We start from the raw sequence: 25,308 nt of genomic DNA on the forward strand, positions 1-25,308 counted from the left end.
AGATGCTAATGCTTCACGTTTATCGTGTAGAATTTTAGTAATTTCACTAAACTCTTGCCAAATTTTTTCTCTATTTTCTTTGTCAACAGGCCCAATTTCTTCTTTCCAAACACGATGTAACAATTGTAATTCTCTGAAAGATTTAGTTACATCTGGTAATTCTACTAAAAGTTTTGCTTTGGCAATAATTTCTAACTTCTGATCTAAATTGTTTTTAAAATCAGCATCCCTAATTTCTCTATCTAAATGAACAATTTCGTAAAATCTATCTACATGAAAATGAAAATTATTCCAAACTAAATTGTATTTGTCTTTCGGAATGGCTCCCGAATTTTTCCAACGCTCTCTAATGTCGTTGAATTTTTTAAACATTTCTGAAATATTAGAATCGTTACTAGCAATTAATGCTTTCAATCCTTCAATTAAAGCTGTTTTCTCCGTTAAATTATTTTTTAATTGATTTTCAATATTTTTAAAATTTGTATTTCTTTTGTTACGAAAAGTATCTAACAATTGATCAAATTTTACTTTTATTGGTGAATGATATTCAAATTCTGTAGACGTTTCATTTTCAGCAAAAAAGGCAGCTCTTTTTTCTTCAAGTAACTGATGAAATTGATTTAAAAATGCTTTTTTTACATCTTCAATTTGATTTTTGAAAACTAAGGCTTTTTCATGACCTACAAGAGTTGCCAATTCGTCAACTAATTCTTCTAAAGAAAGTTTTTCGTAATCTTTAACTTCAATTTCTAAATCGTTATCAATAGAACCTTCTTCGCTTGATTCAGCCAAATGATTGTCTATTTCATCTTGAACGGAAACAGTTGTTTCTTCTTCTAATTTTTCCGAAATCGTTTCATTTTCAGTTACTTCCAAAACTTGACTTTCTAATTCAGTTTCTTCTGAAATAGGTGTTTGGTTTTCAATTGAAGTTGTTTCTTCTTGTCCATCTGCTTGTTGCAGGTTATCATTCAATTCTTCTAACATGTTTTAATGCTTAAGTTTAGGGCTCGAAGATACCAAAAGAGGTGGGAAATACAAAGAAATTGTACTAAAATATCAAATTAAATGTTATTTGTTCCATATTAACCAAGCTTTTTCAGCCTGATTTATAAGCATTTCTTGTCCATTTTTTGTAATTGCACCAGCTTTTCTTGCTTTTTTTAAGAAAGCGGATTCTTCAGGATTATACACTAAATCAAAAGCAATATGTTTTGATGTAAATAGGGCATAATCTAATTTTGGAAATTCCGTAATATTTGGGAATGTGCCTAATGGAGTAGTATTTATAATTATTTGATATTCATTAAAAATAGCCGCATTAATTTCGTTGTATCCGATTTCATATTCCGAAGGATTTCGAGATACAAAATCAAATTCGATATTTAGTTTTTTTAAAGCGAAAGCTACAGCTTTACTGGCGCCACCAGTTCCTAAAATCAAAGCTTTTTTGTGATGATTTTTCAATAAGGGTTTCAATGATTTTTTAAACCCATAAAAATCGGTATTGTATCCTTTTATTTTTTTATTTTTAGAAATAGAAATGCAATTTACAGCGCCAATTTTTTTTGCGTTTTTTGAAATTTTATCTAAAAACGGAAGAATAGATTCTTTGTAAGGAATAGTAACGTTTAGCCCAACTAAACCTTTGGTTTTATTTATAATTTCAGTAATTTCTTTAATATTTTCAATATCGTAATTTTCATATTCACAGTTGTGAAAATGATTATTAATAAATTTTTCGGAGAAGTATTTTTTAGAAAAAGAATAACTTATGTTTTTACCAATAAGTCCAAACTTGCGCTGTTTCTTTTGTGATTTATGCTTCATTTCCGTTACGCTTTGTTAAATTTGGATTTGAAAATTTTAATGAAAATAGGTAATACTGAAACTAAAACAATACCTAAAACTAATTTTTCAAAATTGTTTTTCACTATTTCAAATTGTCCTAAAAAATAACCTAAAAGCGTAATTCCTGCTACCCAAAGTATAGCGCCTAAAATACAATTCAGAATGTAATTTCTATATTTCATACTTCCAGCTCCGGCCACAAAGGGTGCGATAGTTCTTACAATAGGCACAAAACGAGCCATTATGACTGCTTTTCCTCCATTTTTTTCGAAGAAATCTTCCGTTTTTTCAATATATTCTCTTTTAAGAAATAGAATTTTCTTTTTTTCTTTTATGAATTCACCAAATTTATGCCCTACAAAATAGTTTAAATTGTCACCAAGTAACGCAGCTAAAATTAACAATGGAATTATGATCACTAAACTTAATTTTCCGGTAGTTGCAGCAATGACACCAATGGCAAAAAGCATCGAATCTCCTGGTAATAATGGCATTACAACAAATCCAGTTTCCACAAAAACTACTAAAAATAATATAAAATAAATTAGTGTATTGTATTGGTCAATTAGTTGGGTAATTACGGTTAAAGGATCTTTTAAAAAATGTAATAAAAAGTCGATAATTTCCATAGATTGGCTTATAGTGTATGTTTTTTAATACTATTTTGTACAGTTTCGCATTCCCAAACGTGTGGGAAGGTATCTTTTAATATATAATTTTTATTAAAATCGGTTGTTAAAGCCGTTTCTAATGCTTCGATGGCGTTAGTTTCCTCCTCAATATTGTAGAATAGACCTACTAAACGATATAAAATCTCGGCTTCATTTGGATACAATTCTTTGGCTTGATTTAATATTTCGAAAGCTGCATTTACTTCGCCTAAAACATATAAAACATCACTCCAAAAAAGAAAATTATCTAATGCTACATCTCCGTTTTCAAACGCTTTTCTGTAACCTTCTTCTGCCTCTTCAAAGAAATTCAGGTATTGATTTATGGTAGCATATCGTCTCCAATAAAGTGGATTTTCACCATCAATTCCAATTGCTTTATTTACATAATATAATGATTTTTGAAAATCTTTTTGTTTGATGTAAAAATCAGTTATTGCTAACCAAGCCTTATCCAATAGAGGATCTTCGTGAACAGTTTTTAAGTAAAAATTCAAAGCTTGTTCTGAATTTCCAAGTTTTTCATAGCATTTTCCAATGCGCAAATAGGCGAATGAAGTAGGATCATCTAATTCAATAGTTATTAAATAGCAATCTATGGCTTCTTGATAGTGCTGAAGTTTTTCTAATGATTTTGCTTTTTCTAAAAAGGCGCCTAAAAAACCTTCATCAATAAGACAAGCATAGTCAAAAGCCCAAACTGCTTTTTCGTAATTTTTAATGGCATAAAATTGGCGACCTAATTGGTGCCAAGCTACTTCGCTATAAGGATTTTTCTCTATAAAATTTTCTAAATATACTATTGCTTCCTGATTCTGGTCTAAGAAATCAAAACAATATACCACATTGTAAAGTGCAGAATAATCTTCTTCGTCATTATCTAAACATAAAATAAAGTTTTCTTTGGCCAACTCTAAATTATCCATAAATAAATACTCCATTCCAATCATAGAATAGACATCTGCTTCATCATCTGTGTATCGAAGTGCAATTCTTAAATGTTCAATAGCTTTTTCGTGTTGGTCTCTTTTAGAACAAATGTTGGCACGTTGAATAAAAACTTCTTCGTTTGTAGGTTCTAATAACGCGATTTCGTTTAAGATTTTTTCAGCTTGTTCAATTTTGTCATCGTAAATTAATAATTCAACGTGAACCAGTTTTAATCCTGTAGATTTTGGATGTTGCTCTAAGCCTAATCTTAGTGCTTTTTTTGCCAAATTTATTCGCCCTGTATCCATATAATGCAAAACAATATCTTCAAATTCTTCTGAATCAAAAAAGAAAACCTTGTTGGTTTTTAGCATCGATTCGAATTTAGAAAGCGATAATTTGTTTTCTTCCTCTTCTTCATTATGGCTCATATTCATAGCAACAACTTTTTAAAAGTTACAGTAATAAAATTACGTAATTTAATGCTATCAAATTCTTTGCCAAGTGTATCTTTTGAACAATTTAATTAACAAAATTTAAGTTCAAATACAGTTTTTATGCAACACAGATCTGAGAAATTATACTAATTTTTATAATTTCTCAAATCAGTGTTTAAAAAATTAATATTTAGGTTTTAAAGATTCAAAGTATGAACCTCGGCCATAACTTCTAATAATAATTGACAACCTTCTTCAATTTCTTGATTGGAAATGGTTAATGGCGGTGTAATTCGGATGGCTGTTCCTTCAAATAGTAACCAAAATAGTATTAGTCCACGTTTGTGACATCGTAAAATAACTTCGTTTGTAATGTTTGCGTTTTTTGTCATTGCAGCTAACATTAAACCTTTTCCACGTACTTCTGTTATTAAAGGGTGAACCAATAATTTTCTAAAAAGAATTTCTTTTTCTAATGTTTCAGCCATTAAATTGGTTTCAGTAATTTCTTGTAATGTGGCTAAGCAAGCCGCTGCAATTACAGGATGTCCACCAAATGTGGTGATATGTCCTAACTTCGGATTGTTGTATAATAAATCCATATGTGCTTCAGAAGCTACAAATGCGCCAACTGGCATTCCACCGCCCATTCCTTTTCCGATAACTAAAATATCTGGAATGCAATCGTAATTTTCAAAGCCAAATAATTTTCCGGTACGACCAAATCCGGGTTGAATTTCGTCTATAATTAACATCGCACCAACTTCGGTACATCGTGCTCTAACTTTCTTTAAAAAATCATTTTGAGGTTGAATAAAACCTGCGCCACCTTGAATGGATTCTAAGATAATTCCAGCTGTTTTCGTTGTGATTTTCTGTATGTCTTCTTCGTTATTAAACGTAATGAAATCGACATCAGGGAGTAAGGGTCTAAATACTTGTTTGCGTTCTTCAAATCCCATAACACTTAAACTTCCCATAGTATTCCCGTGATACGCATTATGGCAAGATATAAACTGGCTTCTTCCGGTTATTCTTCGGGCTAATTTTAAAGCACCTTCTGTAGCTTCTGTACCCGAATTTACCAAATACGTTTTTTTCAATGGATAGGGTAGATGTTCGGCTAATAATTTACAATATTCGGTTGCTGGATGTTGGGCATATTCGCCGTACACCATAACGTGAGAATATTTGTCTAATTGGTTTTTTATAGCCGTATTTACACGCTCATTTTGATGTCCTAAACTACAAGCTGAAACACCTGCAACAAAATCTAAATATTTATTTCCAGAAGTATCATAAATATAAGAACCTTTAGCATAAGAAATTTCCATAGCTAATGGGTGAGGAGAGGTTTGTGCTTGATATTTAAAGAAATCGTTTATCATTATTTTGGGTTTTAGGTGAAGGGTTAAAGGTGATGAAGTTTACTGCTTTTTACTTTTCACTTTTTCCTTTTTACTTCCTACTTTTTTTCCATAATCCGTAGTTTCTTTTAGAACAGACATTGGTTTTTTCTCTTCTTTTTCTTTCTTTTTTGTTTCGACTTTTACTTTTTCGTCGATGGCTTTTTCTTCATCAGGAAAAATATTCTCTAAAGATGTGATTTTTTCGTCTATTCGCCAAATAAAACCTCTAAGTCGCCTTGCGTTTTTTGGAAATTCTTTATCAGGATAGGTATCGCTTAAAATTTGTTTGAAAGAAGTTAGTTCTAAAATTTTGTTATTTTCCAATTGCATATTGATACTACTTGAAACGCCTTTATCAATTCCAACCATTTCATTTTCGTCGTTATACATAAAATAAATTTTCTCGGTATTTTTAATTAAATCTACTTCGTATAATTTATTATCTCTAAACTTTCCGTATAAAAATTGCCCTTTCACTTGATTGAAATTGTCTTCACCTATAGTATCTTTTTGAACCAAAAAGGCATTATTGAGTATTTTCAATGAATCTAATTTCTCGGTTTTATTATTTCCTATTAAATGAATAACGTCTCCTGTCATTTGATTGTCGGCATTCCAAACTACAGGTCTTCCGATAAGTTTTGTGAGTTGTGTTTTATTATTAGAATGAATGGAATCGCATTTTCCACTCATATCCGTTTTAAAAAATCGTACATTGTTAAAAGCTCTAATCGTTCTATCTTCTTGCGGGCCCGTAACCAATATTTTTTTTCCGTGTAAATACATAGTATCTTTTTCTACTAATGTTTTCACCAACGCTTTTTTGGTAATATACATCGAATCTTTTTTGGTGCCGCCAATATTTCTGTACACTTCTGCGTAATGTCCGGTAGCAATCATATTATTAATTGTATCGGTAATTTTTACATTATTGGTAGCTTTTGCGAAATTTTTCTTACGGTCGTAATTGATAATATCGCCTTCTACTTTCCGATTGTTGTAAACAATATTAGATTTATCTAAAAGCCTTCCAACATCATTTTTAGTGTCATAAAAACCGTTTGTAGTGTTAATCACATTGTCTTTACTTGTAATCGTACTTGGGCCGTAAACATAGGCGTGTCCTGAGTTGTCGTAAAAATCTAAATTATTAGTTTTAATAGTAACTTGCGGATTTACAACGGTAACTGCCGTTTTGAAAACGTATTTTTTGTTATTTAAATAATATCTTCCAGATTTACTTTTTAAAGTATTTTCTTTATTAAGAATGGTTCCCCAGCTTGTGTAATAAGCTTCTTGAGATTTTCTGTTGAAATGAATGGTATCGGTTGTTAAATTAGAATCGGGCGAACGCAAATTCACATTTCCAGTTGCGAAGGCTTGTAATGTTTTCCCATCGTATTCCGCATAACGGCTATTCATTACAATCGTATCGCCTTGGTTTAATATTACGTTTCCAAACGCTTTTACGTAATCTTCATCGGTATAATGATACGCTTTATTGCAATTTATAAGAACACCATTATGTTGCACTTGAACATTTCCAGTAAAAATAATGGCGCCCGGGATTTCATTTTGATTTTTATCGATAAAATCAGAATGCAAAATTTTTATCCCATTAGGATTAGAAGGAGTAATTTGTTGATTTGTAGTTTGAGCATTTCCAAACCATATGGTAAATACCAAAACGACAGCATATAAATATTTTCTCAATTTCTCAATTTTTTGTCAAATTTAAGTAAAATGTAGAATAATGAATGCGTATTAAGAATATTTTATGGTTTTTTTGATAGGTACACAGATTTTGCGAATTTTAATAGATCAAAAATAAGAAACCGCAGATTTCAGATTTTGGATAATCTGAGAATCTGCGGTTTTAATATGTGTAATACTTAAACGAGTTCAGTATAACAAAATTTTGTAACTTATCTTGTAATTGTTTGAGTTCTATCAGGACCTACAGAAACAACTTTTATTGGCACTTCTAATTCTTTTTCAATGAATTCGATGTAAGTCTTTAATTCTGAAGGTAATTCTTCATACATTGTCATACCCGTTAAATCGGCTTGCCAACCTTTCATTTCGGTGTATATTGGTTGTACGTTTTCTGGTTCAATGTTGTAAGGGAAATGTTTTAATACTTCTCCTTTGTACTTGTATGCTGTACAAATTTTTAGTGTTTCAAATCCAGATAATACGTCACCTTTCATCATATATAATTCGGTAACACCATTCACTTCAACAGCATATTTTAAAGCCACTAAATCTAACCATCCACAACGACGGGCACGACCAGTAACTGAACCAAATTCGTTTCCGATTTTTGCCATATTGGCGCCTACTTCATCAAATAATTCTGTTGGGAAAGGACCGCTTCCTACTCGAGTGGTATACGCTTTAAAAATTCCGAAAACTTCTTTTACTCTGTTTGGAGCAATTCCTAATCCTGTGCAAGCTCCAGCAGCAGTAGTGTTAGAAGACGTTACAAATGGATACGTTCCAAAATCAACATCTAATAAAGAACCTTGTGCGCCTTCTGCTAAAATCGTTTTACCAGCTTTTAATGCTTTATTTAAATATTCTTCTGAATCAATGAAAGTTAATGTTTTTAATTCTTCCACTGCTGCGAAAAATTCAGCTTCCATTTCGGCTAAATTATATTGTAAATCTACATCATAAAAAGCAATCATTGCTTCGTGTTTGTCAGCTAAAGCACGGTATCTTTCTTTAAAATCAGCCATTTCTAAATCGCCAATTCGTAAACCATTTCTACCGGTTTTATCCATATATGTAGGCCCGATTCCTTTTAAAGTAGAACCAATTTTAGCTTTTCCTTTTGAAGCTTCCGAAGCGGCATCAAGTAAACGATGTGTAGGTAAAATTAAATGCGCTTTTCTTGATAAAAATAATTTTGATTTAACATCCAAATTAAATTTTTCTAATCCTTTAATTTCTGTTTGAAAAACCACAGGATCCATTACCACACCATTTCCAATGATATTTACATTGTTTTTATGAAAAATTCCAGAAGGAATGGTTCTTAAAACGTGTTTAATTCCATCAAATTCAAGTGTGTGTCCTGCATTCGGACCGCCTTGAAAACGCGCAATAATATCGTATTTTGAAGTTAATACATCGACGATTTTTCCTTTTCCTTCGTCACCCCATTGTAATCCAAGTAGTAAATCTACATTCATTGTGTTGTTGTTTGTGTTGTTTGCATTGAATAGACAAATTTAATTTGTCTGTATTTTTATTTCTTTTTTGTTCCGTAAAAATATAAGGAATGTGTTTCTATATTAATTCCAAACATTTCTTCCATTGTTTGCTTAATTTGCTGAATACGAGGGTCGCAAAATTCAATTACTTCTCCTGTATCCGTTAAAATAATATGATCGTGTTGCTTATCAAAATAAGACTTTTCATAATGTGCTTGATTTTGTCCAAATTGATGACGACGAACTAATTTACAATCTAATAATAACTCAATAGTGTTGTATAAAGTAGCACGAGAAACACGATAATTTTTGTTTTTCATTTTAATATACAAGGATTCGATATCAAAATGTTCTTGATTTTCGTATATTTCTTGAAGTATTGCATAACGTTCAGGCGTTTTGCGATGTCCTTTTTCTTCAAGGTATTTTGTAAAAACGTTTTTTACCGTTTCTTGGTTTTGGTTGTTATCCATTTTAAGTTTAAATGAAAGAAATGCAAATATAGTAAAAAGTGATTAGTGAAAAGTAAAAAAAAGAATTAACTAATTGACATACATAAAAATCCCTAAATTTTTAATCTTATGTATTATAAACCCTTGTCACTTTATCAATGCCATCCACAGTTTTGATGTTCTCAATTAATTTTTTGAGAATGACATTATTCTGAACCATAACAGTAATTTGACCTTTAAAAATACCTGCTTCAGAGCTTAAACTAATACTTTGAATGTTCACGTGCATTTGATTTGAAATGACTTTAGTAAGTTGATTGGTTAATCCCATAACATCCATTCCAGTAATTTTTAAAACGGCATTAAATTCTTCCTGAGTAGAGTCTATCCATTTGGCTTGAACAATTCGATATGCAAAATTAGATTGTAAACTAATGGCATTCGGACAGTCCATTTTATGTACTTTTATTCCTTCGTTAATGGTTACAAAACCAAAAACAAGGTCGCCAGGAATAGGATTGCAACAAGGAGAAAATTTATATTCTAATTTACTTTGTTCCGTTCCAAAAACCAATAAGTCGAGTTTTTCATCTGTCTTATTTTTTTGATTTTTTTCATCAGAAGAACTGGCGCTTCTTTTAATGGTTTTCTTAAAAAAGTTGACTAAAGTATTGCTTTTTTGTGCCGCATAATCACGTAATTGCTGATTTTCAATAGCACCAACACCTACTCTGTAAAACAAATCTAAACTGGTTTTTAATTTGAAAAAATTTACCAATTCATTAATTGATTTCTCATTTAAAGTAATTTTTAAATGGCGTAATTTTCGAGTTAAAATTTCTCGGCCTTCTTCGCCAATTTTTTTGATGTCCTCGTTTAAAACATTCTTAATTTTATTTTTGGCACGTGAGGTAGTTACATATTCTAACCATTGAATCGTAGGTTTTTGATTTTGCGAAGTAATAATTTCTACTTGATCCCCACTATTTAATATATGATTTAGCGGTACTAATTTACCATTTACTTTTGTTCCTCGTGTTTTTACACCAATTTCCGAGTGAATACTAAATGCAAAATCGAGTGATGTAGCCCCTTTTGGTAACGATTTTATTTCACCTTTTGGTGTGAAAATATATATTTCTTTAGCATATAAATTCAGTTTAAAATCTTCTACAAAATCAACGGCATTATTGTTTGAATTTTCAAGCGCTTCTTTAAGTTGGTTTAACCAAATTTCCAAACTGTTTTCTTCGGTTGCTCCGTTTTTGTATTTGTAATGTGCAGCATAGCCTTTTTCTGCAATTTCGTCCATTCGTTCACTTCGAACTTGAATTTCCACCCAACGCCCTAATGGTCCCATTACAGTAATGTGTAGCGCTTCGTAACCGGTTGATTTTGGTGAAGAAATCCAATCGCGTAAACGACTTGGACTCGGTCTGTAATGGTCTGTAACAACAGAATAAATTTTCCAAGCTATGAATTTTTCATCGTGAAGATTGGAATTGTAAATGATTCTAAGCGCAAATTTATCGTACACCTCATCAAAAGTTACGCCTTGCACTTTCATTTTTCTGCGAATTGAATAAATCGATTTTGGACGCCCTTTAATAATAAAATCAATACCTTCCGTAGTCATAGATTGACTTAAAATATCTGAAATAGATTTTATATATGTGTCTTGCTCTTCTTTGGTTTCTTTAATTTTGCTAACAATTTCAGCGTAAACTTCTGGTTCTGTGTATTTTAAACCTAAATCTTCTAATTGCGTTTTAATATTGTAAAGTCCTAATCTATGAGCTAAAGGCGCATAAATATATAAAGTTTCCGATGCAATTTTCGCTTGTTTGTAGTCAGACATTCCGTCCATAGTTTGCATATTGTGCAATCTATCGGCAAGTTTAATTAAAATTACCCTAACATCATCATTTAGCGTGAGTAACATTTTTCTGAAATTTTCAGCTTGAAGCGAAATCTCTTGGTCGTTTTTTACTTTTGGAATTTTAGTTAATCCTTCAACAATTTTAGCAATTTTAGGATTAAACATTTTTTCAATGTCAGAAATAGTAATGTCTGTATCTTCTACCACATCGTGAAGTAGGGCAGAGGCAATACCTGTTGAACCTAAACCAATTTGTGAGGCTACAATTTTTGCAACAGCAATAGGGTGAAAAATATAGGCTTCCCCAGATTTTCTTCTTTGATCTTTATGCGCTTCTACTGCCACATCAAAAGCCTTACGAATTATTTTTTTATCATCGGCTGTTAAGCTTTGATAACTAATACGTAATAACTCTTTATATTCTTGGGCAATAGCTTTGTTTTCGGCCTCTAAATCTATCTCTGTCATATTCAATTTTTGTAGAACATAAAAATAGTGTTTAAAATTTAGATATCAAAAAAGATTTTTAAAAAAATATAGAAGGTTTGATTGAAAGTTTTGAAACACAGATTAAAGAAATTTTATAAATTATAATAATTTTTTAAATCTGTGTTGTTTTTATTGGCACATTGACTAATTGATAATTGTCTCATTCAAATCCACGTTGTCTTTTCGCTTCGAATAGTAAAATAGCCGCCGCTACCGAAACATTCATAGAATCAATGCTACCTTGCATAGGAATGTTGATGTTTTTGGTTGAATTTTGTCGCCAAACTTCAGTTATTCCTGTGGCTTCTGTTCCTACAACTAAAGCGGTTGGTTCGTTATAATTTTGTGTGTGATACGTCGCTGAATCTTGCAAAGTTGCACAATAAATATTTATGTTGTTTTCTTTTAAATAAGCAATTGCTTCCTCTGAAGTCGCCACAGCAATTTGACGTGTAAATAAACAACCCACACTTGAACGCACAATATTAGGATTGTACAAATCCGATTTTGGATTAGCTATAATAACGGCATCAATATTGGCTGCATCAGCGGTTCGTAATAAGGCACCTAAATTTCCTGGCTTTTCTAATCCTTCTGCAACTAAAATTAATGGATTTTTAGATAATTTTAAATCGGATAAATGCAAAGGTTTCGATTTCGCAATGGCAATAATTCCCTCGGTTGTATCGCGATATGCTAATTTTTGGTAGACTTCTTTCGAAATTTCTATTTTGAGATGTTCAGCTATTTGGATGTTCAGATGTTCAGATTTTCCAGATAATTCTGGACAAAAAAGTACTGTTTCTAATTCGTAACCGCCTTTTACGGCTAATTCAATTTCACGTATTCCTTCAATAATAAACGTTCCCGACTGTTTTCGTGCTTTGGCTTTTTCTTGCAATACAACTAAGTTTTTTACAAACGGATTTTGAATGGACGTGATTTGTTTCATTTTGAGTGACTAAGTTGCTGAGTATCTATGTTACAAAGTTATCGTTTTTAGGGATAAAAACAAAGTCGCAAAACGATGGGCTTTGCGACTTTGAAAATATTATTTTGTGATTTAGTTTTTTACTTCCGATTTTGAAGAACCTTCACTCTCAAACTTCCCTTTATATCTTTCGTATAATTCGGTTTGATGACTTTCTAAACTAATTTGTCTTCCATCAATAAAAGCGTGAGACAATTTATTGGTTTTCATATCTAAAGCATCACCTTCAGAGATGAATAGGGTAGCGCTTTTTCCTGCTTCTAAGGTTCCGTATTTGGCATCAATTCCTAAAATTTTAGCAGTGTTTGATGTAATTAATTTTAGCGCTTCTTCTTTATTCATTCCCCAAGCGGCACAAGTACCGGCATAAAACGGTATGTTTCTTGTTTGCATACGTTCCATATCTCCCGCGTTTTCTAATCCAACTACAATTCCTTTTTCGGTTAAGATTTTAGCAATTTTGTACGGTAAATTTACATCTTCATCTTCAGAATTGGGAACGTCGTGCACTCTTCTCAATAAAACAGAAACATTATTTTCTTTTAATAAATCGACAATTTTATGTGCATTATAACCGCCAATAATTACCAATTTTTTAATATTATTTTTCTTTTTGAATAAGATAATATCTGTAATTTCTTTTTCACCATTTGCGTTTACAAACAACGTTTTTTCTCCGCTTTGTAACCCATTCATCGCATCGTAAGGAATGTCTTTTGTTTTTTTATCTGAATTTAAATAATTAAACGCATTGTCAAAAAACTGTTGAATGCCTTTGGTTTGCTCGTCATATTTTTTGTTCGATTCAATGCCGCCTGGTTCAGCCCACCATCCTAATCGTGCATAACTATTTGGCCATCGCATATGAATTCCGTCATTTTCTTTTATTACTGCGTCTTCCCAATTCCACGCATCAAATTGAACGACAGAAGAAGTTCCAGAAATTCTTCCACCACGTGGTGTAATTTGGGCTAAAAGTACGCCGTTTGGACGAGCTGATTCGGTAAGTTTCGATTCGGCATTATAAGCAATTAAACTTCTAATATGTGGATTGAATTCACCAATTTCACTTTCATCATCTGAGGCACGAACGGCATCAATTTCTACTAATCCTAAAGTAGAATTTGGTGCGATGAACCCCGGATATATATGCTTTCCATTTGCTTGAATCACAATATCGTGTTTGGCAATTTTAGTAACAGTAGCATCTGAAACGGAAGCAATTTTCCCATCTACAATTGAAATTAAACTGTTTTCCTGAATTTTTCCGTTGCCTAAATGCGCCGTTCCACCCATTATTAAAATCGATTTTGTTTGCTTAGGAGCAGGTGTTTGTTGTGCAAAACTAATTAAAGTAGTTAGTGCTAAAATGTATGTTAGTTTTTTCATTTTATATTAATTTTTTATAACACAGATTTTTGAAATTATTTTAATCTGTGAAATCTGTGTTGAAAAATAGTGTAATACTTATTAGTTATTGTATTTAGCGTGAAATTCTCTGCATTTTTCACCAAGGGTATCGCAGTGGTAATGTCCGCTCGATTTTTTCTTAGGTTCTTGTGTTTTTAAGCCTTTATTTTTGGCGTCTAACATTAAATTGATTAACTCGTTTCTTTCTTTTTGAACCGTTTCGTTTTTTGCTTTTTCTTGATCTAAATCAAAGAAAATAATTCCATCCACAACTGTTTTTTCAACTGTAGCATAAATCGTTAAAGGATTGTCAGACCAAAGTACCACATCGGCATCTTTACCTATTTTAATACTTCCAACTTTGTCATCAACTTGTAATAATTTAGCAGGATTTAAGGTTACAAAATTCCAAGCCGCTTCTTCCGTTACACCACCATATTTTAGTGTTTTTGCCGCTTCTTGATTTAATCTTCTTGACATTTCAGCATCATCAGAATTAATAGAAACCGTTACACCTACAGTATTCATAAGTGCTGCATTATAAGGTATAGCATCATTTACTTCATATTTATATCCCCACCAATCTGCGAAAGTAGAACCACCCACACCGTGTTTAGCCATTTTGTCTGCCACTTTATACCCTTCTAAAATATGAGTGAATGTTTGAATTTTAAAATTATATTTTTCAGCTACTTTTAACAACATATTTATTTCAGATTGTACATAAGAGTGACAAGTAATGAAACGTTTTTTATTTAAAATTTGACTCAATGTTTCTAATTCAATATCAAAACGAGGTGCAATTTTACTTTTGTTTGTATTGTATGCATCCCATTCTTTTTGATAAGCCATTGCACGAGAAAAATAGTCTTCATAAACTTGTTCTACACCCATTCTGGATTGAGGGAAGCGTAGTCTTTCAATATCCCCCCAATTGGATTGTTTTACATTTTCACCCAAAGCAAATTTGATGTATTTAGGGGCGTCTTTAACTAACATTTCATCTGAATTGTATCCCCATTTTAATTTTACAAATGCAGCTCTACCACCAATTGGATTGGCAGATCCGTGTAATAAATTAGCAGAAGTTACGCCACCAGCTAAATTTCTGTAAATGTTAATATCTTCAGAATTTACTACATCTTCAATAGTTACTTCAGCAGATGAATTTTGTCCGCCCTCATTTACTCCATTTGAAATGGCAATATGCGAATGTTCATCAATAATTCCAGCGGTTAAATGTTTTCCAGTTGCATCAATTACCTTTCCTTTTTGAGGTAAGTTTTTGCCAATTTTAATGATTTTTCCGTTTTCAATTAAGACATCGGTTTCTTTTAAAACACCTTCTTTTTCACCTGTCCAAACTGTAGCATTTTTAAATAATATCGTTTCTTGTTTTGGTTTTGTACTATTACCGAAAGCAATATTTGGAAAAGTAATTGGATAAAAAACAGGCGTTTTTTTCTCGTCTTTTTTCTCAGCTACAATATCTTTTTTTAATTCAGTTGTTTCTGTTTTTTTAACTGCAGACCAACTTACTTCATTGCCGTTTTCTAAAATGGCTTTTCCAGCTAATTCGGTGTCTGATTTTAATCCAGATATTCTAATAAATTTCGAATCAATGGTATCTTTACTTTTAATAACCAAAGTAATCCAAGGATCGTTATACGTTACTTTCGTTCCGAATTCTGTTTTGTTTTGCGAAATCTTTGCTTCGATTTTACCAATTTCACCTTCAATTGATAAGTCGTATTTATTTGAATCGATATTTAATTCATATTTTCCTCTTATGTCAGAAGGTTGTATTTTTTCAATAATGGTTCTATTTCCTTGAATCCAATTTTCTTGAATGCTACTTTTTGATTCGAAAATATCACCACTCACAATGATAAAATTCGCTAAATTTCCTTTCTTTAAAGTACCAATATTGTTTTGATTGGCAATTTTAGCTGGTATTTCAGTTAAAGCTGCTAAGGCTTTTTCTTTTGGAAATCCATATTCTACTGCTTTTCTTAAATTGGTTAAAAAGTCTTTTGGATTTTTTAAATCAGCTGTAGTTAAAGCAAAATTCACATTGTTTTCTGCTAAAACTTTTAAATTATATGGCGCTTGATTCCAAAATTTCATATCAGACAACACTACTTGTTCTGCAAGAAACGAGTCGGAAACATCATAAGCATCAGGGAAATTGATTGGAACAATTAGTGTTGCATTTGTTTTTTTAATTTCTTCAATACGTTCTAATTCGTTTCCACTTCCTTTAATAACGTAATTAATTCCAAATTCGTCACCAATTTTATCTGCTCTTAGGATATTTAATTTATCGCCAGCATTAAATATTTGAACTAAATTTTTATTTTGATTAAATACATCTAATGAAATATCATTCGTTTTTGAACCTCCTGCAGCATACCATTTTGCATCGTGATACAATTGTTTTATTAATGCCATACTTCCCATTAAAGAAGAAGGGTAAGCTTGACCAGAAAGCGAACTTCTTTTGAAAGTAAAGTGTTGCGATATTTTATTATTTAAAATACGAAATCCATTCGTATCTTTATCGTTTAATGTCCATAATAAACCTGTTCCGGCTACAATTCCGTCATTATTAAAACTTAAAACCGTACCAAATCCAGTTTCTCTTAATTCTTTTGCGGCTTTTTCATCGTAATTTAAGTTTTCATACGCATTAAAATCGGCTCTAATGTGGTCATTCCAATAATACCCATTTCTTTCTGTATCATACTGAGGAGATCTTGAATTCCCCGATTTTCTTTGCGGTTTTTGAATTCCAAATTCGGTATACAAATCAATAAATGAGGGATAAATTGTTTTGCCGGTCGCATCTATTATTGTCGCTTCTTTAGGAATTGAAATTTGAGTACCAATTTCTAAAATTTTATCTCCATCAAGGAGCATAGTAGCATTTTCAACTTTAACAGATGACGAAGTATAAATTGTTGCATTTTTTACTACAATCGGGTTTTTGAAGGTTTGCTTTACGCCATCATTTTTTGGAAAATAATTTTGACTGAAACCGCAATTTATAGCCAATACTGCTATTAAGACATTAAATATTCGCATAGTTTTTGTTTTTTGTTGGCTAAAAATATAAAATATATTTGAGATTATTAATTTTAAATAAGTAATAATTTAATTTTTAAGGATTGTCTAACTAAAATTGATTATCTTCTCAAATACAAATAACCATTTATAGGTTTTGGATAATCAGGGTCATTAAGATATAAAATGTAGTAATATGTTCCACTTGCAGCTTCATTATTTCCCATTGTATTTTCGGAATATCCGTTCCAATCTGGTTTATTGTTGTTTCCAGTCCATAATAATCTTCCCCAGCGGTTATAAATTTCCAATTTAAAATTTATAAAAATATCTCGTAATCCTTCAATAAAAAAGAAATCATTTTGCCCATCATTATCTGGCGATACGGCATTATAAACTATTGGTTCGCAATTTTTTGTTAGTAAATCAAATGTAGTTAAACTATAACAACCAATTTGTGGATCATCAATTCTTACCCAAATGGTTTTCGGAGTTTGTGATGCTTCAAAATTATTTAAAAACAGTATTTGATTCGTAAAATTTAAAGCATCTATTTCTGAATTATAGAAGGCGCATAGATGGCCAGAATTAGTTTTTACACTTCCTTCATAATCAGAAAAATTGAAAATACCTTTTGTGAATCCTAAATTACAACTCACAATATCATCAAGCGGATTGAAATTAGGAGAAGCTAACAGTTGAATGGGTAATGAAAACAAATTATTTGTATCTGATATTTCATTTACTATTCCTGTTCCATTTCCAGTATCGTCAACATTAGCAATTAAATTAAATTGCAATGGAATATTTGCTGGAATTGTTACTGTAATAGTTCCCGTTTCAAATCCGTCAATTGGAATGACGTTTTGCGTAAGAGCGGATCCAATTACGACATTATCAGCGTAAAAAGCAATTGGTGTATTTGCAGGTAAACTGGCAGTAGAATTGTTGTTTGTTACGGTGTAATTAATTTGAAGTTGCCTCACATTACAACTTAAAGCTGGTGCTGGAAAAGTAATTCGAGCATCTGGTAACTGGCTGTTTAATTTTGTTACAATAGCATTAATCATTACATAATCTTGACTTGAAGTTAGTTGAATTAACGCCGAAGTATCACCTATATTGATATTATTTTGGATGTTGTAAATATCCAAATCCATATTGTATAATTGATTGGAATTGGTTGTAGAATTCGTACCGTTAAAAGCATTATTAGCAGGATTTAAAGGCGGATTGCTAATTATATTTCCATTGATTCGCAATGTTTCATTCACTTGAATTCCGGAATCGCCTTCCCAAGCTAAAAAGCCAATTTTAGCATCCACATTATCAATTACATTTAACGCATTAAGCGTAACATTTAGATTGTTTTGTAATTGCGATACCACTTGTAACCCATCGTAAATATTTAACTGATTTAAGGGTAATGATAGGTTTTTATATACTACAATTAATGCCCAACCTGCAAAATTAGTACTGTTTTGCGCGTGAAGCGGTACGAAACTACTCACATCTAAATCTGAAAGAGTATAGGTGCCATTTCCGGTGGATTGTACTTGTGAGGTAACATTCGCAAATGCACTAAAATAATTAAACGATTGACTTTGAGTTAATATATTTGAAAAAGTTCTGGTAGCAAGTACATCTGTACCATTTAATTTGACATTAAAGTCCCCAGTCCCACAGCCTGCCCAATATAAATAGGCGCTTTCAATAATATTATTGGTGCTAAGTGCTAACGTCGCCGAAGATGTTGTTAAAACTGCCGGAGTGGTTTGAAATGAATTTTCAACAGGATTTAATGTATTTCCTACAAAAGTAAAGTCGTATCTTCCATTAAATTGGCTATATAAACCAATATTTTGAGAAAATGAAAATTTTAGGAAAAACACAAAAAACACTAGTGATTTTTTCATCAACAGGTTTTAAAATTTAATATTTATGCTGAATAATTTTACCAAAGTAATAAATTTTACTAATTTCCCCAAAGATTTATGAAGCGAAATTGTTATTTCTCATAATTAGAACACTCAAAATCAATAATGAATACGTTTAAAATAATAAAATATACTTCCGAATATTATAATTTATGGAATGACTTTGTAGCAGATGCAAAAAATGCTACATTTTTGTTTCATCGAGATTTTATGGAATACCATTCGGATCGATTTGAAGATTATTCGTTGCTTATTTTTGATGAAAAGGAAAACTTAAAAGCACTTTTTCCTGCAAATAGAATTGAAAACGACCTTTTTTCGCATCAAGGTTTAACTTATGGCGGACTAATCTTAGATGAAAAAAGCAAACTTTCTGAAATAATTCATTTAAACTATAATTTATTTCAATATTTATTTGAAGCCGGATTTAATAAAGTACAATTAAAAATAATTCCTCCAATTTATAATTCCTTCCCATCGGACGAAATGGAGTACATTTCTTTTTTATTACAAGCCAAGCTTATTCGAAGAGATGCCATAGCTATTTTGGAATTAGCAAATAAAATTGTGCCTTCTCGTGTTCGTAAAAGAGGCATAGAAACAGGCGAAAAACAGCAATTAAAAATTGTCGAAGAAACCTCTTTTGATTTATTTTGGGAAAAACTATTAATTCCTAATTTATATACCAAATACAATTCAAAACCCATACATACTGTGGAAGAAATGACTTATTTAAAGTCTAAATTTCCTAAATTAATCAGACAATTTAATGTGTATTTTGAAAATGAAATTATAGGTGGCGTAACTGTCTTTATTACAAAAAATGTAGTTCATCCTCAGTATATCTCAGGAAATAAAGCATTTAACACAAAATTAGGTGGTTTGGATTTTTTATACAATCATTTAATTCAAAACGTATTCTCAAATGATAAATATTTTGATTTTGGAATCTCTAATGAAAATAATGGTTTACAACTGAGGGAAAGTTTACATTATTGGAAAGAATCCTTTGGAGCAAGAACAATTGTTCAAAATTTTTATGAAATTGAGACTAAAAATTATGTAAAATTAAATCAGGTATTGATATGATAAAATTCCTCGATTTACATAAATTAAATAAGCCTTTTGAAGCTCAATTTTTAGCTAAAACCAAAGCGTTTTTAGATAACGGTTGGTATATTTTAGGTGATGAAGTAAAACAATTTGAAACAAGTTTTGCCACATATTCTAAGTCAAAACATTGTATTGGCGTAGGAAATGGGTTAGATGCTTTAGTGCTTATATTAAAAGCAAATATTCAATTAGGAAACATAAAAAAAGGTGATGAAGTGATAGTTCCTGCAAACACCTATATAGCTTCTGTTTTGGCAATTTTACAAGCCGATTTAATTCCTGTTTTTGTAGAACCAAATATCGAAACGTACAATATCGATCCCAATTTAATTGAAGAAAAAATCACTTCAAAAACTAAGGCCATTTTAGTGGTTCATTTATATGGACAATTGGCCGAAATGAACAAAATTAATGCTATTTGTGCGACTCACAATTTACTTGTTATTGAAGATGCTGCTCAAGCGCACGGATTAACTTTTAATGGTAATCAAACGAGAGCTTTTAGCTTTTATCCTGGAAAAAATTTAGGTGCTTTAGGCGATGGTGGTGCCATTACAACCAACGATGATGCATTAGCAGAAATTTTATTTTCTTTACGAAATTATGGTTCAAATAAGAAATACCATAACGATTTTATTGGAGTAAATTCAAGATTAGACGAATTACAAGCGGCATTTTTAAACATAAAGTTGCCACATTTAAATACCGAAAACGAGGTACGAAAAAAAATAGCAAAACGTTATTTATCTGAAATAAAAAACAACAAAATTCAATTGCCAGTTTGCAATAATTTTAATGATCACGTTTTTCATTTATTTGTAATTCGTACAGAAAGCAGAGATGCGTTACAAGAATATTTATTTAAGAACGGAATAGAAACAGTAATTCATTATCCAATTCCGCCTCACATACAAAAAGCATTGCAAGAATTTAATCATTTAAGTTTACCAATTACAGAAAAAATTCATCAAGAAGTGCTGAGTTTACCAATGAGTTCCGTTTTGTCAGATGAAGAAATTACGCATATTATTGCTACTTTAAATTCGTATTAATTGTCTGAAATTAAAAAAATAATACAACAACCTTTATTCAAAATTACTTCTTTGAATAGTGTTCATATATTGTTGAAATTGATTTTTGGTTTCATCACTTCAAAAGCGTTAGCCCTCTTTGTTGGTGCAAACGGAATGGCTTATGTAGGAAATTTTAGAGCCTTTTTAAATGTATTGGAAAATTTTTCTTTACTTGGAATTCAGAATGCCGTTGTGAAATATGTTTCTGAATTTCAGAATGATAGATCTAAATTGAAATCGGTTTTAGCTACTTTTGGATTGTTGCTTTTAACTTCTTCTATTGCAATTAGTTTGTTTTTAATTTTAGGAGCTGATTATTTATCCAAACAAATTTTTAATCACTCAGAAATATATAGTTTCGTATTTCACAGTATAGCGGTTGTATTTCCATTATATGTTTTTTCAACGTTTTGTATTTCAGTAGTTAACGGTTTTCAGGAATATAAAAATGTTATTTATATTCAGATTATTTCAAGTGCAATTGCTTTGATTTTTTCAGTATTTTTTATCTATTATTATTCCACAATTGGCGCATTAGTTTCATTAATTTTCGCACCAATTTTTGTTTTTTTTGTTAGTCTTTTTTACTTAAAGAAGCATATCCGTTTTCGGGATGTTTTATCTATTGAATTTTTCGATTTTAAGATTGTGAAAAATTTGTCAGAATATGTCTTAATGGCACTTGTTTCTGGTGTAATTGGTTCTTTCGTATTATTGGAAATCCGAACTGATATTGTTGCAATTACAGGTTTACAACAAGCAGGTATTTACGAAGGATTACAACGCATTTCGTCTTATTATTTATTATTTGTTTCTTCTATAATGGCGATTTATTTTTATCCAAAATTAGCAGAAACGAATTCAAATTGTAAAGAAATTGTTTTACACTATTTAAAAACAATTATTCCACTTTTCACAATTGGTTTAGTGATTATTTATTTTTTGCGAAAATTAATTATTCAGGTTTTGTTTTCTTCGGAATTTGAATCTATGGAATCGTTGTTTTTATGGCAATTAATTGGCGATGTGTTAAAAGCTACTTCACTTATTTTTGGAACCCTATTAATAGCTAAGAAACAGACTAAAGTTTTTATAATTACAGAAACTATTTCTTTATGTATTATGTATTTTTCTACAAATTATATGTTGCATACCTTGGGAATTAACGGAATTGTTCAGGCGTATGCCTTTACATATTTGATTTATTTAGTGGTTTTAGTAATTTACTTTAGAAAACAATTAAGATGAAAATTACGATAATAATTCCGTTTTATAACGAAGAAAAACGAATCGAAATTGAACGTTTTTATCAGATTTTTAATAACTTCACACAATATAATTTTTTATTAGTTAACGATGGAAGTACTGATAATACAAATACTATTTTAGACGAATTCAAAAGCAAATTTCCAAACTTAACTATTTTAAAATTAGATAAAAATGTTGGAAAAGCAGAGGCCATTCGTGCGGCTGTTTTATCTATTTCTAATACTGATTTTATTGTGTATTACGATGCTGATTTGGCTACACCTTTTTCAGAATTAGAAAAATTAATCCAGTTTTCTATAGTACACCAAAACTACAAAATGGTTATGGGAGCTCGAATAAAGTTAATTGGAAATCAAGTAAAAAGATCTTTAACAAGACATTATTTTGGTAGAATTTTCGCCACAATTGTGAGTCAATTTGTACTAAAAGTAGCGGTTTATGATACGCAATGCGGTGCTAAAGTCATTGATTTTGAAACAGCTAAGCCTATTTTTTCGAAACCTTTTATTTCAAAATGGTTATTTGATGTGGAATTATTAAAACGATTGCAAAAGAGTCATAACTTAAAAGAAGTAGTAAAAGAAATTCCATTGGAAAAATGGGAAGAAATAGGGAGTTCAAAAATTAAACGTACCGATTTTTTTAAAATTCCTTTTGAACTTTTTCAAATTTATAGAAATTAAAAATGAAGCAACATATACTAAATAATAAATATATTTATTTGTTGATATTTTTCCTTTTTACGGCAAAAATAATTTTCTACTTTGAATATAATTCGTTTTCTGAAGCGCCAGATAGTTGGGCATTTAATCATTTTGTTACAGAATTAATTAATGATAATTTTAACGATTATGTTGGAGAAAGAACTCCAGGTTATCCCTATTTGATTTATTTACTAAATCATGATAAAATGTTGGTGGTTTTAGTACAAATGTTAATGGGAATTATCACCAGTATTTTATGGTTTAAAATGTTATTAAACCTTAAAATATCTGAAAAAATTTCGTTTTATTGCACGTTATTTTTTGCGTTATACCTTCAACATTTTTTCTATGAAACGTTTATTTTAGCAGAAACATTTATGTTGCTTTTAAATTCGTTAATTCTGTATATTTTATTGAATAATTATTTCTACAAAAGACAAATTATTGTTGAAATTTGTATGAGTGTCCTACTTGCTATATTAATTTTAGTAAAACCCTTTTTTCTGTTTTATCCATTTTTAATTTTTGCTTTATATCTAATTAAAAATCCTTCTTTGAAAAAAGCAATTTCTGTTAAATTAATTATTTTTATTTTGCCTGCTTACGCTTATTTTTCTTGGTGTAGTTTTGTAGAAGAAATATTTGGTTACTTTGATCCAACAGCTTATTTTGGTTTAAATTTAGCTCAAAACTGCTTGTTTTTTGCTGAAAAAGGACCAAATGAATACGATTATATAGCAAAACCGTATGTTAAATATAGAGATGAAATGTTACATAATGGCGAAGATGCTTCTATGGCCGTTTGGAAAGTATGGGGCGGTCAACATTTGGCACCGAAATATACAAAATTTGCCGATGTAACACATCAATTTGGCGATTATGCAAAAGCCACAATTGCCTCTAATTTTGGAGATTATCTATATTATTCCATTACCCATTCGTGGTTTGATTTTTGGAAGGTTTTTGATGTGAAACCATATATGAATTTTAAAGACAATGCCTTTAATTCAGTCGTTTCTGTTATAAATGCAATTCAGATGGTAATACTTTTTATTTTGAAATTCGTTTTCTTATTTTTAAGTTTTTACTATACGTTTCTCTTTATTAAAAATAAAAAAGTGACTAATGTGATGATTCTTTTAGCTTTTATTCACGCAGCAGCTATTTTACAAGCACTTGTAGTTTATGGCACCAATGCTAAATACGCCTTTCCATATGAATTTTTTATGTTAGTTGTGCTATTGTTGTTTTTGAAAGAAAAATTTAATTGGACTTCCAAAGCGTCAAATACTTTTGAGTTTGAGTAATATAATGATGTTCTTTATGTATAAATTGAATAGCATTTTGACCAATTCGATTAATTTCTGAGGGATTTTCAATCAAATACGATAATTTTTCAACTAAATAATTTACATCGGGCAATGCATTTACTGCTACATCATCTTCTTTTAAATGATAATGTTTTAAAAATTCAGTTTCAGCACCCGTAAACACTACTTTTCCTTTAGCCATAGCTTCTAAGGCATTAAAACCTTGATCAAAACCATATACTTGGTCTAAAATAATATGTGCGCTTTCAAAATGTTTTTGATATGCTATATAAGGTATATCTGTAGTAATTTTAACTTCAATCAAATTAGGATATTTTTCTTGAAGAATTACTAACGCGTTTTGAAAAAAAGAAACACCTTTCGTGAAAGAATTTCCTGAATTTATCCCTAAAAAAATAGAAATTTTTCCAGAAATTGTAGTTTCACTACTTCCAGTTTTATCAATATTTATAGGATTTGCAATCATTCCTAAATACTTTTCATTTCCAATTAGCGGTGCAACATAATCTAAATCAGACGCAATTACACCAGAACTATTTTTGTATAAAAATTGATGGATTTTTTGATGAGATTTTGTTAAAAAATCAAAGAAGTAGTCATATTGTTTTGTTGCTTCAGGAATACCTTCAAAATAAGGATTCATAACGGAATACTTGTCTTTTTGTTGTAACATATGAGATACGGTCATATAATCTATACCACAACACATTAAGTATACTTTTTTATTTTGCTTGAAAATACGTTTCAGTAAAAAAAATTCTAATTTAAAAGTAGTTTGAATTGGTCTTTCATTAATTAACTGAACGACATCAAAATTTTTCAGTTTTTTGGAAATCCACCAAAATCTAATTCCGTGTTCTAACAAAGCTAAATCATATTTGAAAATTCTTGCCCAAATTTGTCTTGGAACATTGCCTAATTTCGATTTAAAAAAATTGGCACCTATACTTATATCTGCAGGATAGTTTTTAAAGCCATCGCCATTATTCACTAATACAACTTCGTGACCTAATGCCAAGAGTCCTTCTTTTAATGAATTGTGTAACCGACTAAATTCTCCTACAAGTAGTATTTTCATTGT

General features: G+C 30.6%; 19 protein-coding genes. 5 read left to right on the plus strand and 14 right to left on the minus strand.

Annotated elements, in window-relative coordinates; genetic code table 11:
* The 13 genes from ACIQ16_RS06215 to ACIQ16_RS06275 all read right to left on the minus strand — a co-directional run.
* A partial coding sequence (locus tag ACIQ16_RS06215; RefSeq protein WP_396149687.1) for a DUF349 domain-containing protein occupies window positions 1-987 on the minus strand: 987 nt, incomplete at its 3' end.
* Between the two features lie 84 nt (window positions 988-1,071).
* Entirely contained in the window at window positions 1,072-1,830 is a 759-nt protein-coding gene (locus ACIQ16_RS06220; RefSeq protein ID WP_396149689.1) for a shikimate dehydrogenase family protein, read from the minus strand.
* A gap of 5 nt (window positions 1,831-1,835) precedes the next feature.
* Window positions 1,836-2,480, minus strand: a complete 645-nt coding sequence (locus ACIQ16_RS06225) for a VTT domain-containing protein (protein WP_396149691.1) — start codon at window positions 2,478-2,480, stop codon at window positions 1,836-1,838.
* Window positions 2,481-2,488: 8 nt separating this feature from the next.
* Complete coding sequence (locus ACIQ16_RS06230) at window positions 2,489-3,883, minus strand: tetratricopeptide repeat protein (RefSeq protein WP_396149786.1); 1,395 nt, start codon at window positions 3,881-3,883, stop codon at window positions 2,489-2,491.
* A 203-nt stretch (window positions 3,884-4,086) separates the two neighbouring features.
* A complete protein-coding gene (locus ACIQ16_RS06235; protein WP_396149693.1) occupies window positions 4,087-5,277 on the minus strand; it encodes an aspartate aminotransferase family protein in 1,191 nt (396 codons plus the stop codon).
* 39 nt (window positions 5,278-5,316) lie between these two features.
* Complete coding sequence (locus ACIQ16_RS06240) at window positions 5,317-7,011, minus strand: OstA-like protein (RefSeq protein WP_396149695.1); 1,695 nt, start codon at window positions 7,009-7,011, stop codon at window positions 5,317-5,319.
* Between the two features lie 212 nt (window positions 7,012-7,223).
* Window positions 7,224-8,495 carry an adenylosuccinate synthase gene (locus ACIQ16_RS06245; protein ID WP_396149697.1) on the minus strand — a complete coding sequence of 424 codons (1,272 nt, stop codon included), beginning with the start codon at window positions 8,493-8,495 and terminating at the stop codon, window positions 7,224-7,226.
* A 56-nt stretch (window positions 8,496-8,551) separates the two neighbouring features.
* Complete coding sequence (locus ACIQ16_RS06250) at window positions 8,552-8,989, minus strand: Fur family transcriptional regulator (RefSeq protein ID WP_291242725.1); 438 nt, start codon at window positions 8,987-8,989, stop codon at window positions 8,552-8,554.
* Window positions 8,990-9,095: 106 nt separating this feature from the next.
* Complete coding sequence (locus tag ACIQ16_RS06255) at window positions 9,096-11,315, minus strand: RelA/SpoT family protein (protein WP_396149699.1); 2,220 nt, start codon at window positions 11,313-11,315, stop codon at window positions 9,096-9,098.
* A gap of 181 nt (window positions 11,316-11,496) precedes the next feature.
* Entirely contained in the window at window positions 11,497-12,288 is a 792-nt protein-coding gene (locus ACIQ16_RS06260) for a TrmH family RNA methyltransferase (RefSeq protein ID WP_396149702.1), read from the minus strand.
* Between the two features lie 111 nt (window positions 12,289-12,399).
* A complete protein-coding gene (locus ACIQ16_RS06265) occupies window positions 12,400-13,716 on the minus strand; it encodes an amidohydrolase family protein (protein WP_396149704.1) in 1,317 nt (438 codons plus the stop codon).
* 81 nt (window positions 13,717-13,797) lie between these two features.
* Window positions 13,798-16,821 (minus strand): amidohydrolase family protein, encoded by a 3,024-nt coding sequence (locus ACIQ16_RS06270; RefSeq protein ID WP_396149706.1) that lies wholly within the window; start codon window positions 16,819-16,821, stop codon window positions 13,798-13,800.
* 101 nt (window positions 16,822-16,922) lie between these two features.
* Complete coding sequence (locus tag ACIQ16_RS06275) at window positions 16,923-18,716, minus strand: gliding motility-associated C-terminal domain-containing protein (protein WP_396149709.1); 1,794 nt, start codon at window positions 18,714-18,716, stop codon at window positions 16,923-16,925.
* 126 nt (window positions 18,717-18,842) lie between these two features.
* On the opposite strand from ACIQ16_RS06275, the gene ACIQ16_RS06280 reads away from it, so the two are divergent.
* The 5 genes from ACIQ16_RS06280 to ACIQ16_RS06300 are packed head-to-tail and all read left to right on the plus strand — an operon-like array spanning window position 18,843 to window position 24,203.
* Entirely contained in the window at window positions 18,843-19,826 is a 984-nt protein-coding gene (locus ACIQ16_RS06280; protein WP_396149711.1) for a GNAT family N-acetyltransferase, read from the plus strand.
* Window positions 19,823-20,902, plus strand: a complete 1,080-nt coding sequence (locus ACIQ16_RS06285; protein ID WP_396149714.1) for a DegT/DnrJ/EryC1/StrS family aminotransferase — start codon at window positions 19,823-19,825, stop codon at window positions 20,900-20,902. Before ACIQ16_RS06280 ends, ACIQ16_RS06285 begins: the two co-directional genes overlap by 4 nt.
* A gap of 51 nt (window positions 20,903-20,953) precedes the next feature.
* Complete coding sequence (locus tag ACIQ16_RS06290) at window positions 20,954-22,171, plus strand: O-antigen translocase (protein WP_396149716.1); 1,218 nt, start codon at window positions 20,954-20,956, stop codon at window positions 22,169-22,171.
* Window positions 22,168-22,875, plus strand: a complete 708-nt coding sequence (locus tag ACIQ16_RS06295; RefSeq protein ID WP_396149719.1) for a glycosyltransferase — start codon at window positions 22,168-22,170, stop codon at window positions 22,873-22,875. Before ACIQ16_RS06290 ends, ACIQ16_RS06295 begins: the two co-directional genes overlap by 4 nt.
* A 2-nt stretch (window positions 22,876-22,877) precedes the next feature.
* A complete protein-coding gene (locus ACIQ16_RS06300; RefSeq protein WP_396149721.1) occupies window positions 22,878-24,203 on the plus strand; it encodes a hypothetical protein in 1,326 nt (441 codons plus the stop codon).
* Here the strand turns inward: ACIQ16_RS06300 and ACIQ16_RS06305 are convergent.
* A complete protein-coding gene (locus tag ACIQ16_RS06305; RefSeq protein WP_396149723.1) occupies window positions 24,160-25,305 on the minus strand; it encodes a glycosyltransferase in 1,146 nt (381 codons plus the stop codon). The genes ACIQ16_RS06300 and ACIQ16_RS06305 overlap by 44 nt on opposite strands.
* Window positions 25,306-25,308 lie beyond the last annotated feature (3 nt).

Source organism: Flavobacterium sp., from assembly GCF_044360715.1.
Lineage (GTDB): Bacteria > Bacteroidota > Bacteroidia > Flavobacteriales > Flavobacteriaceae > Flavobacterium.